Annotated in this window: 18 protein-coding genes, 5 tRNA genes and 3 pseudogenes; 16 read left to right on the top strand and 10 right to left on the bottom strand. The window is 41.3% G+C overall.

Going from position 1 to position 16,740, the window contains the following annotated elements:
- Positions 1 to 9: 9 nt before the first annotated feature.
- From DU53_RS01565 to DU53_RS01535, 7 genes are all read right to left on the bottom strand, one after another.
- The gene (locus tag DU53_RS01565) at positions 10 to 273 is read right to left on the bottom strand and encodes a stage V sporulation protein S (RefSeq protein WP_012744848.1); all 264 of its coding nucleotides are present in this window, start codon (positions 271 to 273) and stop codon (positions 10 to 12) included.
- 49 nt (positions 274 to 322) lie between these two features.
- Positions 323 to 399, bottom strand: a tRNA-Arg gene (locus tag DU53_RS01560).
- A 10-nt stretch (positions 400 to 409) separates the two neighbouring features.
- A tRNA-His gene (locus tag DU53_RS01555) sits at positions 410 to 485 on the bottom strand.
- A gap of 18 nt (positions 486 to 503) precedes the next feature.
- Positions 504 to 579 (bottom strand) — tRNA-Arg (locus tag DU53_RS01550).
- Positions 580 to 655: transfer RNA gene (locus DU53_RS01545), tRNA-Gly, on the bottom strand.
- A 5-nt stretch (positions 656 to 660) separates the two neighbouring features.
- A tRNA-Pro gene (locus DU53_RS01540) sits at positions 661 to 736 on the bottom strand.
- A gap of 406 nt (positions 737 to 1,142) precedes the next feature.
- The gene (locus tag DU53_RS01535) at positions 1,143 to 2,234 is read right to left on the bottom strand and encodes a Xaa-Pro peptidase family protein (RefSeq protein ID WP_063727124.1); all 1,092 of its coding nucleotides are present in this window, start codon (positions 2,232 to 2,234) and stop codon (positions 1,143 to 1,145) included.
- A gap of 405 nt (positions 2,235 to 2,639) precedes the next feature.
- On the opposite strand from DU53_RS01535, the gene DU53_RS01530 reads away from it, so the two are divergent.
- A complete protein-coding gene (locus DU53_RS01530) occupies positions 2,640 to 2,912 on the top strand; it encodes an HU family DNA-binding protein (RefSeq protein WP_063727123.1) in 273 nt (90 codons plus the stop codon).
- Positions 2,913 to 2,946: 34 nt separating this feature from the next.
- On the opposite strand, the gene uvrC is transcribed toward DU53_RS01530, so the two are convergent.
- The 3 genes from uvrC to DU53_RS01515 are packed head-to-tail and all read right to left on the bottom strand — an operon-like array spanning position 2,947 to position 5,988.
- Positions 2,947 to 4,671, bottom strand: a complete 1,725-nt coding sequence (gene uvrC / locus DU53_RS01525) for an excinuclease ABC subunit UvrC (RefSeq protein ID WP_063727121.1) — start codon at positions 4,669 to 4,671, stop codon at positions 2,947 to 2,949.
- Positions 4,661 to 5,197: a DUF501 domain-containing protein gene (locus tag DU53_RS01520; RefSeq protein ID WP_063727119.1), complete on the bottom strand. Its 537-nt coding sequence runs from the start codon at positions 5,195 to 5,197 to the stop codon at positions 4,661 to 4,663. The genes uvrC and DU53_RS01520 overlap by 11 nt, the downstream gene beginning before the upstream one ends.
- Positions 5,167 to 5,988, bottom strand: coding sequence for a 50S ribosomal protein L11 methyltransferase (locus DU53_RS01515; protein WP_063727117.1), 822 nt, complete (start codon positions 5,986 to 5,988; stop codon positions 5,167 to 5,169). Before DU53_RS01515 ends, DU53_RS01520 begins: the two co-directional genes overlap by 31 nt.
- A gap of 130 nt (positions 5,989 to 6,118) precedes the next feature.
- Between DU53_RS01515 and gatA the strand changes: the two genes are divergently transcribed.
- From gatA to rplI, 15 genes and pseudogenes are all read left to right on the top strand, one after another.
- Complete coding sequence (gene gatA, locus DU53_RS01510) at positions 6,119 to 7,525, top strand: Asp-tRNA(Asn)/Glu-tRNA(Gln) amidotransferase subunit GatA (RefSeq protein WP_063727162.1); 1,407 nt, start codon at positions 6,119 to 6,121, stop codon at positions 7,523 to 7,525.
- 1 nt (position 7,526) lies between these two features.
- Positions 7,527 to 8,973, top strand: a pseudogene (gene gatB, locus DU53_RS01505) (Asp-tRNA(Asn)/Glu-tRNA(Gln) amidotransferase subunit GatB).
- Positions 8,970 to 9,803, top strand: a complete 834-nt coding sequence (locus tag DU53_RS01500; RefSeq protein WP_063727115.1) for a hypothetical protein — start codon at positions 8,970 to 8,972, stop codon at positions 9,801 to 9,803. Before gatB ends, DU53_RS01500 begins: the two are co-directional and overlap by 4 nt.
- Positions 9,803 to 10,951, top strand: coding sequence for a radical SAM family heme chaperone HemW (gene hemW / locus DU53_RS01495; RefSeq protein ID WP_012744835.1), 1,149 nt, complete (start codon positions 9,803 to 9,805; stop codon positions 10,949 to 10,951). Before DU53_RS01500 ends, hemW begins: the two co-directional genes overlap by 1 nt.
- On the top strand, positions 10,935 to 11,393 hold the full coding sequence (locus DU53_RS01490) for a ferritin family protein (RefSeq protein ID WP_012744834.1): 459 nt from the start codon (positions 10,935 to 10,937) through the stop codon (positions 11,391 to 11,393). The genes hemW and DU53_RS01490 overlap by 17 nt, the downstream gene beginning before the upstream one ends.
- 4 nt (positions 11,394 to 11,397) lie before the next feature.
- Entirely contained in the window at positions 11,398 to 11,910 is a 513-nt protein-coding gene (locus DU53_RS01485) for a cytidine/deoxycytidylate deaminase family protein (RefSeq protein ID WP_012744833.1), read from the top strand.
- A gap of 2 nt (positions 11,911 to 11,912) precedes the next feature.
- Positions 11,913 to 12,740, top strand: a complete 828-nt coding sequence (locus DU53_RS01480) for a 2-oxoacid:ferredoxin oxidoreductase subunit beta (RefSeq protein WP_012744832.1) — start codon at positions 11,913 to 11,915, stop codon at positions 12,738 to 12,740.
- Positions 12,741 to 12,746: 6 nt separating this feature from the next.
- The gene (locus DU53_RS01475) at positions 12,747 to 13,352 is read left to right on the top strand and encodes a 2-oxoacid:acceptor oxidoreductase family protein (RefSeq protein WP_012744831.1); all 606 of its coding nucleotides are present in this window, start codon (positions 12,747 to 12,749) and stop codon (positions 13,350 to 13,352) included.
- The gene (locus tag DU53_RS01470; protein ID WP_012744830.1) at positions 13,349 to 13,780 is read left to right on the top strand and encodes a diacylglycerol kinase family protein; all 432 of its coding nucleotides are present in this window, start codon (positions 13,349 to 13,351) and stop codon (positions 13,778 to 13,780) included. The genes DU53_RS01475 and DU53_RS01470 overlap by 4 nt, the downstream gene beginning before the upstream one ends.
- The gene (locus tag DU53_RS01465) at positions 13,777 to 14,637 is read left to right on the top strand and encodes a M23 family metallopeptidase (RefSeq protein WP_012744829.1); all 861 of its coding nucleotides are present in this window, start codon (positions 13,777 to 13,779) and stop codon (positions 14,635 to 14,637) included. The genes DU53_RS01470 and DU53_RS01465 overlap by 4 nt, the downstream gene beginning before the upstream one ends.
- Position 14,638: 1 nt before the next feature.
- The gene (locus DU53_RS01460; protein ID WP_012744828.1) at positions 14,639 to 15,106 is read left to right on the top strand and encodes a DUF523 domain-containing protein; all 468 of its coding nucleotides are present in this window, start codon (positions 14,639 to 14,641) and stop codon (positions 15,104 to 15,106) included.
- A 204-nt stretch (positions 15,107 to 15,310) separates the two neighbouring features.
- Positions 15,311 to 15,675: pseudogene (rpsF, locus tag DU53_RS12655) on the top strand (30S ribosomal protein S6); the annotation flags it as partial.
- A gap of 92 nt (positions 15,676 to 15,767) precedes the next feature.
- A complete protein-coding gene (locus DU53_RS01450) occupies positions 15,768 to 16,220 on the top strand; it encodes a single-stranded DNA-binding protein (RefSeq protein WP_012744826.1) in 453 nt (150 codons plus the stop codon).
- A 14-nt stretch (positions 16,221 to 16,234) separates the two neighbouring features.
- Positions 16,235 to 16,462: a 30S ribosomal protein S18 gene (rpsR, locus tag DU53_RS01445; protein ID WP_012744825.1), complete on the top strand. Its 228-nt coding sequence runs from the start codon at positions 16,235 to 16,237 to the stop codon at positions 16,460 to 16,462.
- 53 nt (positions 16,463 to 16,515) lie between these two features.
- Positions 16,516 to 16,722: pseudogene (gene rplI, locus DU53_RS01440) on the top strand (50S ribosomal protein L9); the annotation flags it as partial.
- Between the last annotated feature and the right edge of the window lie 18 nt (positions 16,723 to 16,740).

Below are 16,740 nucleotides of genomic sequence, written 5' to 3'. Positions count from 1 at the left end.
CCTGTTTTTTTACTCTTTGGGTTTAACCACAAATTTTATCGCTGTTCTAACCTCACCGTCGATTTCAACATCGGCGAAAGACGGCAGACAAACAAGGTCAATTCCACTGGGAGCAACATAACCACGGGCGATTGCGATCGCTTTCACGGCTTGATTGACAGCGCCTGCTCCAATGGCTTGAACTTCTGCAACTCCCTTTTCCCTGATCACCCCTGCAAGAGCACCTGCAACCGCGTTTGGTTTTGAACTGGATGCAACTTTTAAAACCTCCATCTTTTGCTACCTCCTTTGAGTCTGGTGCGATAGCGCTTGGGAAAGACAGTGGCGCGCCCGGCAGGATTCGAACCCGCAACCATCGGATCCGAAGTCCGATGCTCTATCCAGTTGAGCCACGGGCGCGCACAAAAAATGGGGTGGCTAGTGGGATTTGAACCCACGACCACCTGATCCACAGTCAGGCGCTCTGCCAGCTGAGCTATAGCCACCATGATTAGGAGTATGTATGGTGCGCCCGGCAGGATTCGAACCTGCAACCCTCGGATTAGAAGTCCGATGCTCTATCCATTGAGCCACGGGCGCTGGAGCGGCCGACGGGACTCGAACCCGCAACCCTCGGCTTGGAAGGCCGATGCTCTACCAATTGAGCTACAGCCGCATTACTGGTCGGGGAGACTGGACTTGAACCAGCGACCTCCTGTGCCCAAGACAGGCGCGCTGCCATCTGCGCTACTCCCCGTGCACGCATTAAATATATCAGATTTTGGTCTAAACGTCAATATCCCTAGCGGGAAATGGGGTTAGATTCGCTGACGCGAATGATGCAGGGCTAGTTATGGTTGTTGGTTACAGGTTGTGCGTTGTGCGTATCTTTTTCAAACCCCAGACCCCAACCCTATAGCCACTCTTTTCAAAAGGGTGTTCTTCCCGTACAACCTACAACCGTCTTTATCGTCGCTCCATCAGCTGACAGCCTCGCGAGCGTCAAATGTTTTTTCAACTGCGTAGCAGTTCGTGACAACTCAGAATGAGTTCGTGTCAATCCCGAAGGGATTCGTGTCGCTGCGAAGCAGCTCTCTCGGACTCTCGGAATCTCGTTTCTTGATATTTACGCACAACCCGCAACGCTTTTTCTCGGTCCCAACTTACAATTCCATTATCCACGGACGAAAAACCTTCAGGTTTTCTACTTTCACAACGATCTTTGGGAAATCTTCTCCTAGTGTCAAAAATTCGGCGTTGCCGTCGTTTTTAATAAGAAAAGTATCTTCACTTCTGGCACTTTCGTAGTCGATCCCATAGGCATAAGCTGTACATGGTCTTATCTTTACATTCCTGGTGTAAACCAAAAAACTTCTGTCAACATATCCTGTGTGACCTCCTACATATAGTTCCTGTTTTTCTCTTTTGAGCCCGAGTACTGAATATGCCTGATGGATTTTATTGTAGACTTCTTCCATTGTTTCAGAGTTCAGAGTGTCAAATGCAAGGTGAGCGTAAAGAGCGCAGGCCTTTTCATGTACGGTAATAAGTTCTGAAGGTATGGTCCCAAAATAGAAAAATCTTGTGAGAGAAACTCGCAATCCCTGTTTTTGGGTGGTAAGCGATATTCTGAGATATCTTTTTACACGTTTCTCTGTGGAATGACTTTGAGAATAACTTGTGATACGTTCATCGGAACATACACCAATGAAGGGAACTTCAAGCCCCATTTCATTGAGTAGAGCTCTCAGTACCTTTTCAATTTCAATCTCTGTTAAACCAGGAGAAAGCTCTGGAGAGAATTCGTAAAGCATACTTTCACTCAGTTTCCCTACTGCTCTCAATCTTGTGAGTTCCCTTTCTGAAAGAACCATTTTTTCCGAATAGAAAGAGTCATCGACACCAATATATCCCTTCACTCCACGAAGTTCCGGTAGATCGGTTACTATAGTACCGAATTTGTGGCCAAGTTTTTCAAGTAAGGGTAGCGGATCGCCATACCAGGGATACTCTAAATACTCGAAGTCAAAACCGGTAAAAACCTCTTCTTTTAACCTTCTGTAGATTGTGGTTGGGCAAATTATGAGAACTCTGTCACTGAGGATAAGAATGAAAAATGACCCTCTGTCGGAAAAAAGATCCATTCTGGGATCAATATTTCCTTCGAATAGCCAGTAGATATTGGAAACCTTTCCGAATAGGGCGCCATTCGCATTTCTGCTCTGGTAATATTTTCTAACTGTGTTCAACCGCATAGTCACATCTTCTCCAATTTTTCTATCCTTTCAATATTCTAACATTACGAAGACTCCAAACAATGATGGCTATTTCCTGGAGTGACTGGCAAAGGTTCTCGAATCCACGATCTTTCTGAAAATAATTTAATTTTGGTCTGGTGGACGTAGAAATGAGGCTTAAATTGCATTCTTATATGATCACGAATTTTGAAGTTAAAAGGATGAAGAATTTAAGAATTTACCAGAAAGAACGAATTCTTAGAAGGTAGCAACGTTTGTAAATGGCTTTTGAACAATGTTCTATTCACCCCCTTTTTGTAACCATTTTCAACAAAGACTTACAGCTCTTATATAGTTGCAAAGACTACTTGAAAAGTGTTAGAATATCGACGACAGCTCATTTCTAGAATAGGGGGTGTTTCTGTGAACAAAAAGGAGCTTGTGGCAGAAATTGCTGGGAGAACTGGGGTAACAAAGAAACTTGCAGCAGAAATCCTTGACTGCTTTATCGAGATCGTCGGCGAGAAGCTTTCCAAAGGTGAGGAAGTCAAGCTCGTTGGTTTCGGTACCTTTGAGGTTGCTACCAGAAAGCCCAGAAAAGGCGTGAACCCAAGGACCAAGAAGCCCATCAAGATTCCTGGAGGAAAGGTTCCCAAGTTCAGAGCCGGTAAAGAATTAAAAGAGAAAGTTAAGTAATTTTCTTTCAAGAAAGCAGGGGTGAGAAATTGTCTCACCCCTGTTTTTTTGTCCATGCAAGTATCTGTTCAACAACTTTTCGATTTTTTATTACCTTCATGAGTTCCTCTTTGCTGGCCTTTTTTATGTTTGTCACACTTCCGAAGGCTCTAACCAGTGCCCTTTTTCTTTTTGGCCCAATACCGGGAATGTCATCGAGTCTTGATGTTGAAAACTTTCGCTCTCTTAAGACTCTGTGATAGTTCACTGCGAATCTGTGTGATTCATCTCTAATCGTTGTCAACAATCGCAAAACGGGATGATCGGGTGAAAGTTTCAATCTTCCTCTGTTGTCAGGAAAAACTATTTCCTCTTCTTCTTTTGCTAATCCAATGAAATCTATCTTCTTCAGTCCGAGCTCTTCAAGTGACTCACGAACCGCTGCAAGTTGTGGAGCCCCTCCATCAACGAGCAGCAGATCCGGTGGTGGGTGTTTGGAATATCTACGTCTCATTAGTATTTTTAAAGCCTCGAAATCATTAGGTTCATTAAGCTCGGTGATTCTGTACCTGCGGTAACTCATCTTGTCGGGTTGGCCATTTCGAAACACAACAACAGAGGCAACGGTATAAACCCCCTGCGTATGTGAAATATCTACTCCTTCAATAATTCTTGGAATTTTGTTCAACCCCAATAGCTCTTTTGCCATTTTCAACGATTGTTGTACTTTTAATCGAATTCTCAGTTCTTCTATAGTATTGTCACTGGCTATCAGCAATAAACGTTTTTCCTCTTCGCTCCTTGGATTTCCTATGTATTCAAAATCTTCTGCTATTTCTTTGATTTCGGATTTATTCAGTCCAGGGACGATTAAAACGGGAGGTTTTCTGTGATTCTGGCCATAATAAAATTGTTGAATGAAATCCTTTAAATTTCCTTCGGGAAAATCGAAGGTCAATTTACCGAGCAATAGGCCACCCCTGACTTCCAATAATGTTACAATTCCAGAATCAAGAACAATAAAATCAGCGGTATAACTCTCTGAAACATCCACAGCTTGCTTGCTGTAAAGACGATCGAAGGAAACAAGAACATCGCGGATCTCTTTTGCTTTCTCAAATTGCAGGTTCTCAGCAAGTCTTTGCATACTTCTTTCCAGTTGTCTTCTGACATCCAGCGTTTTTCCATCGAGAAAGTCCATGAATCCACGAACCTGCTTCTGGTATTCTGCGTGGGAAATTTCCCCGGCGAGAGGGGCGGAACACATCTTCAAATGATACAGGAAGCACGGACGTCCTTTTTTACAGTCTCTATTATCCATACAGGATCGGAGTTTGAAGATCCTCTGGAGAAGGTCCAACAGATTCCTTACGAGGGTTATGCTGGTGTATGGACCGTAATAAAAACCTTTTCTATCCCGTATTCTTGTTATGGAGATGTATGGAAATTCATCATCAGAGATAAAAATATAGGGATAACGTTTGGAATCCTTGAGAAGAACATTGAATTTCGGTTTGTATTGATAAATCAAATTTGCCTCAAGCAGCAGAGCTTCTTTCTCAGTGGGAACGACTATGAATTCCAGATCGTCAATCTCCTGATAAAGTTCTCTTGTTTTTCCATTTTGTTCGTGTGTTGAAGCACGAAAATATGAAGAAACCCTCTTTCTTAGTTTTTTTGCTTTTCCAATGTATATAATTTCTCCCTTTTTGTTTTTGAATAAGTAAATCCCGGGTTTCTCGGGAAGTTCCCGAACCTTTGCCAGGAGCTTATTTTTCAAATTTATTCACCAGCCTATCACAGATGATATCGTTTGGTGGACATTCTTGAAGTTCAATAATTTTCCAGATCAATTCTCCAATGGGATTCTTTATGCCTCCCATGTAATTTGCTAACTGGAGATGGAGACATTTTACACGTTTTAGATCTTTTATGCCGCCTATGCCTCTCTCAATAATGGCATTGCGTTGCCATTCACTTATTGAAAGAGAAGCAAGGAGTTGTTCTTTCAAATCTTTGGTTTCCTTATGTGCTTTCACATATGCTTTCATAAAGTTTTCGTCGTTTTCCAGCCTGCTTTCTATGGTTTTAATCATACCTTTTTCTTCGAGCTTTGAAATTTCCTTCAAGAGAAGTGGGCATGTCAACCAAAACAATGTGGGAAAAGGTTTTCCATTTGTAATCAATGAAGATTTTATACACTGCGGATATCCCCAGCTACACCTTCTAACAACGATAAAATCATTTTCTATATCTCTACCAAGCTGAAGTTTTATTATTTCTTTTTCATTGCTAAAGCCACCCATTCTCCTTCCGCCTTTCGCTCCAGAAGCAAATAATGACGCTTTAGTTCTTCTGTGAACTTTTCTTCTTTGTTACTGATGATTCCTGAAAGTATCAGTATTCCATCGTCATAAAGGAAATTTTTTGCGTCTTCGTAGAACTTGCTGAGAAGCTCGACGATCATATTAGATACTATGATATGAAATTTTTCATCTGAAGCCAGAGCCTGAAGGAAATTAGATTCTAGTATGTTCAACGATACCCCGTTGATTTTAGACGTCTCACGTGTCTTTTCTATGGCATTTGGATCGTTATCGATTCCAACAACGTGCCCTGCCCTGAGCTTTGCCGCTAGCACCGAAAGGATTCCGGTGCCGCACCCCACATCCAGCAGACTGTCTCCGGGCTTAAGGAACTTTTTCAATAATTCGGCTGCTAATCTGGTGCTCTCATGCAGCCCAGTTCCAAATGCTAATCCAGGAATTATACCAATCTGATCATTTTGATAAATCGGTTCTGGTTTTTCAAGCGGGACAACAGTTATACCGTCACAGAGTTCGAAAGGTTTTAAGCTCTCTCTAAATTTTTTATGCCAATTATTGCTGCTTTCATCTTCCAGATATTTGAATGGGAAATCCTTCAAAAAATCGGGAACTACTTCATCTGCCACCAGATAAAGATGGGCAATCCATTCTCCATCAGACACGTTTTCGAAATAGATGTTAAAGAAACCGTTTTTAACGGATAAGTCTTCGAGTTCTTCACGCGTTTCATTGTTTACAATCGCCACAAAGTGTTTGTATCTTTCAAACATTCCATCACTCCTGTTAGGTTATGATTCAGAGTAAAATTACCCGATAGCTTTTACAAGCTTTTCAATATATGATGCTACAATACTTTTGTAAAAATGGGAGGTGGGTCAGTTGCCAAATAAATTTCTTCGAATGAAAATAAAAGAACTCGTAAATCTAAAGGACAAAGAAAGCATTTTTCGTTTCTTTAACGATAGGATTAACACCTACAATGATGAACTGAATGCTTTTACAGAGATAATTCCCGATCCTGATAGAACCTCAGGAGAAGGGCCACTTAATGGGATTCCCTACGCCTTAAAGGATAACATTCTTGCCAGAGGAACTAAAACCACATGTGGCAGTAAGATTCTATCAAATTATAAATCAGTCTACGATGCCACGGTAACAAAGCGTCTTAGGGACTCGGGAGCAATATTGATGGGAAAGACAAATATGGACGAATTCGCTATGGGGTCTTCAACGGAATTCTCAGCTTTTGGACCTTCAAAGAATCCATGGGATGCAAATAGAGTTCCGGGTGGAAGCAGTGGTGGAAGTGCTGCCGCAGTAGCTGCAGGTTTGGTCCCCTTTGCTCTGGGGAGTGATACCGGAGGTTCCATCAGGCAACCTGCCGCTTTTTGCGGTGTTGTGGGTTATAAGCCTAGCTATGGATTGGTTTCGCGTTATGGACTGGTAGCTTTTGCCTCATCTCTTGATCAAATCGGTCCAATAACTCGATGTGTGGATGATGCCGTTGAAGTAGCAAAAGTAATAATCGGATTCGATCCAGATGATTCCACAACGATCGAGCATCCTTTGAACTTTGAAAACGAAGAGCCGAAAGACTTAACCGGCCTAAAATTCGCCCTTCCTGGGGAAATGATTGAATATCCCGGGCTTCAAGAAAGTGTAAAAGAGGTATTTATGAAAATGGTGGAATCTATCGAAAAAGCTGGCGGTATCGTGGAGAAGGTCTCCATTCCATCACTCAAATATGTTGTTGCCACTTATTATCTTATAGCACCAGGAGAAGCGAGTTCGAACCTTTCTCGTTATGATGGTATTAGATACGGACAGCGTAAAGATGCGGATAGATATGAAGAAGTTGTTAATCAAAGCAGGGATTTTGGTTTTGGCGACGAAGTGAAGAGAAGGATACTTCTCGGGACCTTTACTTTAAGCGCAGCCTATTATGACGCGTACTACCGTAAAGCCCTGAGGGTTAGAAAGCTTATTTCAAAAGAAATCAATGAGATTCTCTCGAAATACGATTTTGTGATCAACCCAACGAGCCCTATTGTAGCTCCTAAGATAGGTGAAATAAGCGATCCTTTGACTTATTATCTAATGGATATTTACACGATTCCGGCCAATCTTGCTGGTCTTCCCGCAATATCACTTCCAGCAGGCGCTTATGAAGGGCTACCCGTTGGTTTTCAGATGATGGCGAGACGATTCGAAGATGTTCGGATGTTAAACACAGCAAGAATTCTGGAGAAGCTTTCTCCATCTTATGATGAAAATGGTCTGGCGAGAATAGCTGAAAGGTGGTATTGACATGTATAAAGCAGTTATAGGTTTGGAGATACATGCCCAGCTCTCAACAGTGACAAAGGCCTTTTGTAATTGTAGCGCCGATGTCTTCGAATTGGAACCTAATACTGCAATCTGCCCGGTTTGTACCGGGCAACCGGGATCGTTACCGGTACTGAACGAAAAAGTTGTGGAATATGCTTTGAAAGCTGCACTGGCTTTTAATTGTGAGATTAACCTTTTCTCTTCCTTTGATCGAAAAAATTACTTTTACCCGGATCTTCCCAAGGGGTACCAGATAACGCAGTATTTTCATCCAATAGCAGAACATGGTTATCTTATGATAGGAACAGGTGAAAATAGAAAGAAGGTACGAATAAGGAGAATACATATAGAAGAAGATGCCGGGAAAATGATCCATCAGGGAGCAGATTCCATATCTGGAGCCACGGAAAGTTTTGTCGATTTGAATCGTTGTGGTGTGCCGCTTATAGAAATTGTCACGGAGCCGGATTTGAATTCTCCAAAAGAAGCCAGGGAGTTTATGGAGCTTTTGAGAGATACCCTTAGATACATAGAGGTATGCAGTGGAGATATGGAAAAAGGAGCTTTACGTTGTGATGCCAATATATCCGTTTACGACACAGAGACAGGTAAATCCTCGGAAAGGGTGGAAGTAAAGAACATAAATTCTTTTAAGTTTGTTGAAAAAGCTCTGGAGTTTGAATTTGAGAGAATAAAAGCAGCTCTGGAAAACGGCGAAAATATTGTACGGGAAACCAGAAGCTGGAACTTTTCTGCGCGGGAAACCACTTCAATGAGATCCAAAGAAGAGGAGAATGATTACAGATACTTTCCGGAGCCAGATCTTCCGGAACTGAAATTGACGCAGGAATATGTGGATAAAGTGAAAAAAGAATTGCCGGAACTTCCATGGGAAAAACAGAGTCGATTTGTGCAGGAGTACGGTATCCCTGAGTACGACGCGTCAGTACTGTGCTCGGACAAAGAACTTGCCAATTTCTTTGAGGATGTTGCGAGAGCCACCGGAAAACCAAAAGAAACATCAAACTGGATAATGACGGAGTTTTTAAGAGAGCTAAAGCAGCGGAACGCTTCCGTAGATCAGCTTGGTATCAAGCCAGAGCATTTCGTCGATCTCTTTAAACTTCTGGATTCAGGAAAAATTTCCACGAAAATAGCGAAAGAGCTCTTCTCAAAAATGGTAGAGAACAAAAAAATGACCATCAGAACTGGTTGAAGAACTTGGTTTACAGCAGATAAACGATGAAAAGTTGATAGAAGAGCTTATAAGAAAAGCCATGGAGGCAAATCCGAAGGCTGTTAAACAATACAGGAGCGGCAAAAAAGGCGTTGCGGGATATTTCGTTGGTATCGTGATGAAAGGAACGAAAGGAAAAGCCAATCCAGCTCTTGTAAATGAGATTGTCAGGAGGTTGCTGGAAGAATGAAAAAAACATTTATGATAGGCCTATTTATCATTTTTTCTGTTTTGATATATGCTGCACCCACAGTACGATTTACACTTCAGGATGCTTTTTGGTCAACTGAATTCGAATTGCCGTTGTTTTTTGACAGCGTGGGATTGAACATCTCGCTTTTTTCCGGGAATCCATACCTTGGGGTTTATTATCACGACAGCTGGGAGGAATATTCCACGGGTTTTTTCAAGATAAAAGTAAAAGATGGAAACCTGTTTTTTGGAATAATAGCTAGCGATACTGGTGATTTTTGCGCGTATGGAAGATTAGTATCGAATTCTTATAAAGCCCCTTTGTTCTCCCATTCCTACAATGAGGTTTATTTGTTTTCTAACGGTGGATATCGGAGTTATTCCAGGGTTAATCTTCGTATGCCTATTGGTGCTTTCAACACAGGAGTACGTGTAATCAACAGGAGTGATAATAATTCGAAATTCTGGGATTCCGAATTATACTTTTTTGCAAAGGATTTCAGCAGGAGCTTTAGGCTATTTTTAACAGAGAGCTGGGTTCAGTTGACATTAGACATAGAAACAATTGATTCGCTGGGAGAGCTGGGATACGGAGCTGGTATAGGAGCTTCAATCGCAGAATTTTCTCCTGGCATAGCTCTTTACTTAAACAGACTAGTTAAGATAGGAACAACCAATTTGACGGTGTCTGCTAAGATGTTTATTGGATTGGATGAGGTTAAAACACATCTCCTCGTCAGCAATCTTGGTAATCGTGAGCTGTTTGCTTTGGGGATCGGTTTGAATAATTTAGATGTTGTCACGATGTTCGTGAGGTTCATTTATTAATGAAAGAGGTTGGAATATACATACATCTCCCCTTTTGCAAAAGGAAATGCGATTACTGCGATTTTTTGACACTGCCGTTTGATGCAGATCAAGCGGAGACCTATAATAAAGCCTTGTTAAGCGAAATAGAGTTGTGGACTTCTAACAATGAATTAATGCTAAAAACCCTGTACTTTGGCGGTGGGTCCCCCTCATTGTATCAGCCTCGTTTTCTCGAGAAACTTATCGATAGACTCGCTTTCTCTTCACAGTTTCAGGTAGAAGAATTGACTCTTGAAGCCAATCCATGGGAGATAACTTGCGAAAATCTGAGAGACTGGAAGGAGCTTGGTGTAAACAGATTGAGCATCGGAATACAGACAGCGCCAACAGAAGTACTCAACAACGTTGGCCGAAAAAATCCAGTAGATTTGCTCAGAAGATTAGGGTTTGCGCGGGAAGCCTTTGATAACGTAAATTTTGACTTTATTTTAGGGCTTCCAGGTGAGAGCCGCGAAACCTTTGAGAATAATATAAAACTCATAGAAAGGTTCCTACCTGAACATATTTCCTATTATATCCTCGATACCGACCATGACACTCCTTTGATGAGAAGAGTTTTAACTGGTAAAATTGAGCTGCCGAGCGTAGATTTGATAACGGAACTACATGAACATCTTATCAAAACCCTTGAAGAGAAGGGATATAATCGTTACGAAATCTCTTCGTGGTCAAGGGAAGGTTACCAGTGTATACACAACAAAAACTACTGGGAAAACGGGGAATACGTCGGCTTGGGGATTTCTGCAGGTGGTCATTTCAATCGATTTAGATATGTCAACACAACTTCATTTTCGGAGTATGTGAAGGCAATGAATGTTGGACACTTTGCAAGAGAGTACGAACATCAAAACAATGATTTAGAGGAACTTTTCGAAACCCTTTTTATGGGGCTCAGGCTTGTTGAAGGTGTCAGAATCAGCAGATTCCAGGTGAATGAGTCATTGCTGGAGAAAGTGGTAGAGAGAATAGAAAAAAGTTTGGAAGGTTTTGTTATAGTGGATAATGAAAGGATCAAACTCAACGATAGGGGTCTTGATCTTTCGAAAGTTGTGTTTGAAAGACTGATGGGGATAAAGGAGGAGATTGAAGATGTTTTCACCTCATGAGATACTGGAGATTGCTTTGAATATTGAGGTTGAGGGTTACAAGTTTTATATGACCATGGCGAAAAACAGTAATAGAGAAGATGCAAAATCCACTTTTCAATATCTCGCGAAGCAGGAAGAAGAGCATATGCAAACATTCAAAACCCTCCTGAAGCGTTTCGAGGAAGAAGCCGATAATCTGATAAACTGGGATGAAGCTTCCGATTATCTTAAGACGATGAGTGAACACAAGGTTTTTCCGGATTCAGCCACATTGGTCAAACGGTTTGCAAACAGTGAACCTGAAGAGGTTATTCGCTATGCTATCGAAAGAGAGAAAGAAACGGTTATATTCTATTATGAGTTGCTGGAGATAATTACTGACAATGAGGCCAAAGAAGCAGTGAAGAAGATAATAGTGGAAGAAAAGAAACATGTGGTAACTCTAAGGGAGTTGTTGTAAGAATATGAAGAAAGATGTGATAGAAGCATTTTTAAAAAAATTTAAAGTCGAAGAAAAACCAAGAGATTCAAAGGATTGGGATTCTTACTTCATGAGTCTTGCGCATTTGATAAAAGAACGTTCCAGCTGTTTACATAGAAAAGTTGGAGCGATCATTGTTAGAGAAAACAGGATTCTGGCAACCGGTTATAATCAGCCCCCCTCAGGATTTCCCCACTGCAATGAAATTGAGTGTATAAGAGATGCGCTTTCGATACAATCCGGTGAAAATCAAGAAATCTGCTATGCTGCTCACGCTGAACAAAATGCTCTTTCTCAGGCTGCAAAGTTTGGTATCTCTACTGATGGTGCAACCATATATGTAACTCACAAGCCTTGCTCCATTTGTGCGCGGTTAATAATCAATGCAGGGATAAAACGTGTTGTTTATGATGTTGATTATCCTGATCCACTGTCTGAGTTTTTGCTAGAAAAAACCGGCGTCATCTTAGAACATTATGAGAATGCGGGGAGGTAATCATGGCGATTACAAGATTAACCAAGTACCTGAGACAGGATAGAATGCCTCATGTATGGTGTCCGGGTTGCGGAAATGGCGTAATAATGAAAGCATTTATCGATGCTGTTGACAAAGAACAACTCGATCCAGATAGAATAGCTGTGGTATCAGGTATTGGTTGTTCTTCGAGGGTTACAGGTTACCTAAACTTCAATACCTTGCACACCCTTCACGGGCGTGCAATAGCCTTTGCGACCGGTGTAAAGCTGGCAAGACCCGAATTCAATGTTGTTGTTATGGGGGGAGATGGGGATTTGCTGGCAATCGGCGGTAATCATTTTATCCACGCATGTCGTAGAAATATGGATATAACAATCATTGTTTTCAACAATCAGATTTACGGGATGACTGGTGGTCAGTATTCGCCTACTACCCCGGAAGACATGTATGCGGCAACCGCGCCGTACGGAAACGTCGAGAATAATTTTGATGTGGTTAACCTGGCTGTTAATTCTGGTGCTACATACGTGGCGAGAAGCACCGTTTACCACTATGCCCAGATGGTAACGTACATTAGAAAAGCCCTAAAACATAAAGGATGTTCTGTTGTTGAGATACTCACAAACTGTCATACGTATTTTGGACGTTATAACGGAATGCCTGTTCCTACGGGTATGCTTCAGCACTTCAAAGAAAATGCCGTCCTGCTGACGAAAGCAATGAAAATGTCCGAAGAAGAACTTACTGGAAAGATAATTACGGGTGAGTTCGTGAACGTAGAAAGGGAAACCTATACCCATAGATACGAAAAACTGAAAGAAAAACTTCTTGAAGAAAACGAGGAGTGATAATAGGTGGCAGTCTCTTATCCACATTCAATAAGAATATCAGGTATTGGTGGCCAGGGAAACGTTCTTATGGGAATAATACTAGCCGATGCACTTGTTTCTAAGAGATACTGGGTTGTTCAGACTCAATCCCATGGCGCTCAGGTTCGTGGGGGATTGTCGTACTGCGATGTCTTGTTTTGCAAAGAACCGATCGATTATCCAGAAGCGAGCAGTTTTGATGTTATCTACAGCATGCACCAATTCGCTCTGAATATGCATGCGATTCTACTCAAAACGAATGGAATTCTAATAGTCGATAATTCTTACATTGACAGGATACCCAAAGAAGCCTTCAGAGCCACGAAAAAAATAATTATTCAACCCGTTACAAAAATTGTTGAAGAAAAACTTGGCTCAAGTTTACCAGCGAACATGGCCGGTCTTGGAATGATTGCAAAAGCAGCGAATCTATTGCAATCCGATGAGCTAAAAAAAGCTATGAAAAAGTATATAAAGCCTAAATATCATGAACTGAATGAAAAAGCAATCGATCTTGGATTTTCCCTGATTGAAAGATCCTATGTATTAAAGGAAGAGAGACATGATTTTGTGGGAAGAGGGTTCGAATGAGCAGGTTTATAAAGAGCCTCACACATGCATTTGATGGATTTACGCATTTATTCAAGACGCAACGTAATTTTAGAATCCAGCTTATTATTGGGTTTATTGTGCTCTTTTTTGCTATTCTTTATCAACTTGATGACTCGGATCTTTTGTGGATCATATTCTCAGTTTTCATAGTATGGATACTTGAAGGGGTAAATACATTAATAGAAGAACTATCTGATTTATTGGAGCCGCGATTTAACACTAAAGTGAAGGTCATCAAGGATGTTGCGGCGAGCGTTGTACTTTTTGGAGCATCGATGACCATATTTATTGGCTTGAACGTGTTTGGTAGAGCGATTTTCGGGTTTTCTTCTATTTATACCTTTCCATTTGGTATAATCATTGTTGTTTTGGTGTTCTTAATTAGTCGTGGAGGTGTTGAAAGGTGAAGTTGAAGCACATAATGCTGTTAGTTTTTATAATTGCTGTTGCACATTTATACGCCTATATGCTATTAACTTATGAAGTTCAACCTGGAGATACACTTTACGAAATTGCCAGAAGATTTGACGTACATATATCTACCATCCTTGATTTCAATGATATTGAAAATCCGAGGCTTTTGCGTGTTGGAGAACAGCTTATTATTCCTCAACCTGATGGGCTCCTTTATGAAGTAAAAAAAGGTGATACCTTGACCTACATTGCTAAACTGTTTTTTACGCCATTGGAACCGCTTTTGAAGGCTAATAACCTTACCAGAGATAGCTGGGTGTTTCCAGGACAGAAGATTTTTATTCCAGCATCCATTATTAACGTTTTTGCTTATGAACCAATAGAAAAACCTTTGAGGTGGCCTGTATACGGATATATAAGTTCTTATTATGGAATGAGAATTCATCCTATCACCGGCCAAAGAAAATTTCATACTGGTTTGGACATTGCCGCTCCGGAAGGAGCACCAATTTTTGCAGCTGGAAGAGGAACAGTTGTGTTTGCAGGTTTTGACAAAGGGTATGGTTATATGGTTGAAATAATGCATGATGACGGTGAAACGGTAACGAGATACGCACATATGAGTCACATAAGTGTTTACGTTGGGCAACATGTTTATGCTGGAGATCTTCTCGGGAGAGTGGGTAGCACCGGATTAGCAACGGGGCCTCACGTTCATTTTGAGGTAAGGCGGCTCGCTGCTGACGGAAAGTCTTATCCACGTGATCCAATAGCTTTTTTGCCTACAAGAGACCTTATTTACTATGTTAGAGAATACAAACACGATGGAACTCAGAGTGGTGGGAAGTGATATGAAAAAAATACTTGTTAGTGCTTGTCTTTTAGGGATTAACTGTACTTATTGCGGGAAAAACAGTTTGAGTTTGAATGTTCTTCAGTTAACCAAAGATTTTTTTCTAATTCCAATATGTCCGGAACAACTCGGAGGGCTTCCAACCCCGCGTCCACGAGCAGAAATAGTTTCTTCAAAAGGTTGGCACGAAGGGGCCAGAGTAATTGACGAATATGGCAAAGATGTGACTGGATATTTCATTAAAGGTGCTCGTGAGAGCCTTAAAATTGCCAAACTGATGGGGGCACAGATTGCCATCTTGAAATCAAAGAGTCCTTCATGCGGGACGCACTATGTTTATGATGGAACCTTCAAATCCGTTCTTGTACCCGGCACGGGGTGCACCGCATGGTATTTAAGGACCCATGGTGTTGAAGTTTTTTCCGAAGAGGAGCTGGACTTCTTGACATATTCCCAAATTCTTTAAAGGAATAAAAGGGATAGGACTTTTTAGGTACCATCGAGAGTTTCCCCTTGGTACGGGAAACCTTGATGGTATTCTTAAATTTAGAGATTTTTATCAGAAACAAAAAATTTCCATTGTCTGGGTTTTACTGTGTTATAATCTTTTTGCGTCAAAATCCCGCTTTGCCAAAAGGCAAGGCCATAAGTCCATGGGAGGAGGTAACGTATGTCTGAAAAGCGTATTTATGAAACGATGTTCATCGTTTCACCGGAATTACCTGATGAAGCAAGAGAGGCTATTGCTGAGAAAGTCAAAAGGTACATCGAAGAACGTGTTGAGGGAACTATTGAGCAATTTGACAGATGGGGCATGAGAAAACTTGCTTACCGTGTTAGAAAAGGGTTTACGGAAGGAGATTATACTGTTGTACTTTTCCGTGCAGATCCCGAAAAAGTTAACTCTCTGGAAAGCTCTACAATATAACGCCAGAGATATTCAGATGGCAGACATTTAGAAGAGAAGACCTTGAGAAAGAAGAGAAAAAAGCTCGAAAAAAGGCAGCGGAAGCCGTTGTAACTGAGGTTATTGAAACTCCTCAGGCTGAAGAACAGAATGAAAAATCTGGGGTTTCCAGTGAAATTTCCCAGAAAACAACAACGGAACCCTCTGTGGAGGAGTAATTATGTCTATTAGTTATAACCGTGTGGTGTTGGTCGGGCGTTTGACGCGAGATCCTGAGATACGTTTCAGTGCGAATGGAACGCAAGTCTCGGTTTTTACGCTGGCTGTCGATAGACCTATGAGGACCGATATTAACGATAGCAATAACACTGATTTTATTAGAATCGTTTCTTTTGGAAAACTCGCAGAATTTGTCAGCAACTACCTTGTAAAAGGCCGTCTGGTTCTTGTTGAAGGTTCGCTACGTATCAGAAAGTGGAAAACGCAGGATGGTGATCCACGGACTACTACAGAAGTAGTGGCCAATAATATAAGATTTATGGAGACGAAATCTCAGGCCAATGTGGATACAGAAGGACCATTGATTGATGAGAATGTAAAGCCAGTCGATGACGATATAACCTTCTTTGGAAGCGAATCGGAAAACACCGATAGTGACGACATACCATTCTGATAAGGAGGATAGAAATGAGAGAAAAAAGAAGGAGAAGAACGAAGAAGAAGTGTAAACTCTGTGCGATGAAGGTAACTTATGTTGATTATAAGAACACCGCTTTATTGAAAGAATTCATGACGGAAAAGGGGAAGATTGTTCCAAAGAGAATTACCGGCAATTGCGCTAAACATCAGAGGATGGTGAAGACCGCCATTAAACGTGCCAGACATATGGCGCTCCTGCCCTTCACCAAAGAATAACGAAAGATGAAACGGGAGGCTGGAGCCTCCCGTTTTTAACAGGAGGTGTCGCTGTGAAAGTAATTCTTTTGAAAGACGTTGCTAAACTTGGAAAAAAAGGAGAGATTAAAGAGGTTTCTGACGGATACGGTCGAAATTATCTTATTCCACGTGGACTTGCTGTTGAAGCGACAAAGAGTGAATTAAGTAAATTAAAGAACATAGAAGATCAAATAAGAAAAAGAAAGAAGAAAGAACAAAAGCTAACAAGTGAGGAGCTTTAGAGGAAAATCAACAAC

It is taken from the genome of Kosmotoga sp. DU53 (assembly GCF_001639905.1).
GTDB lineage: Bacteria > Thermotogota > Thermotogae > Petrotogales > Kosmotogaceae > Kosmotoga > Kosmotoga olearia.
Note: the sequence above shows the minus strand (reverse complement) of the source record. Positions and strands in the feature narration are given on the sequence as shown.

What these genes read in the sequence shown, in the direction of transcription:
- DU53_RS01565 (WP_012744848.1), bottom strand. Translation starts at nt 273, where the DNA reads ATGGAGGTTTTAAAAGTTGCATCCAGTTCAAAACCAAACGCGGTTGCA.
- DU53_RS01535 (WP_063727124.1), bottom strand. Translation starts at nt 2,234, where the DNA reads ATGCGGTTGAACACAGTTAGAAAATATTACCAGAGCAGAAATGCGAAT.
- DU53_RS01520 (WP_063727119.1), bottom strand. Translation starts at nt 5,197, where the DNA reads ATGGGTGGCTTTAGCAATGAAAAAGAAATAATAAAACTTCAGCTTGGT.
- DU53_RS01515 (WP_063727117.1), bottom strand. Translation starts at nt 5,988, where the DNA reads ATGTTTGAAAGATACAAACACTTTGTGGCGATTGTAAACAATGAAACG.
- gatA (WP_063727162.1), top strand. Translation starts at nt 6,119, where the DNA reads ATGAAAATAAAAGAACTCGTAAATCTAAAGGACAAAGAAAGCATTTTT.
- DU53_RS01500 (WP_063727115.1), top strand. Translation starts at nt 8,970, where the DNA reads ATGAAAAAAACATTTATGATAGGCCTATTTATCATTTTTTCTGTTTTG.
- hemW (WP_012744835.1), top strand. Translation starts at nt 9,803, where the DNA reads ATGAAAGAGGTTGGAATATACATACATCTCCCCTTTTGCAAAAGGAAA.
- DU53_RS01490 (WP_012744834.1), top strand. Translation starts at nt 10,935, where the DNA reads ATGTTTTCACCTCATGAGATACTGGAGATTGCTTTGAATATTGAGGTT.
- DU53_RS01485 (WP_012744833.1), top strand. Translation starts at nt 11,398, where the DNA reads ATGAAGAAAGATGTGATAGAAGCATTTTTAAAAAAATTTAAAGTCGAA.
- DU53_RS01480 (WP_012744832.1), top strand. Translation starts at nt 11,913, where the DNA reads ATGGCGATTACAAGATTAACCAAGTACCTGAGACAGGATAGAATGCCT.
- DU53_RS01470 (WP_012744830.1), top strand. Translation starts at nt 13,349, where the DNA reads ATGAGCAGGTTTATAAAGAGCCTCACACATGCATTTGATGGATTTACG.
- DU53_RS01460 (WP_012744828.1), top strand. Translation starts at nt 14,639, where the DNA reads ATGAAAAAAATACTTGTTAGTGCTTGTCTTTTAGGGATTAACTGTACT.
- DU53_RS01450 (WP_012744826.1), top strand. Translation starts at nt 15,768, where the DNA reads ATGTCTATTAGTTATAACCGTGTGGTGTTGGTCGGGCGTTTGACGCGA.
- rpsR (WP_012744825.1), top strand. Translation starts at nt 16,235, where the DNA reads ATGAGAGAAAAAAGAAGGAGAAGAACGAAGAAGAAGTGTAAACTCTGT.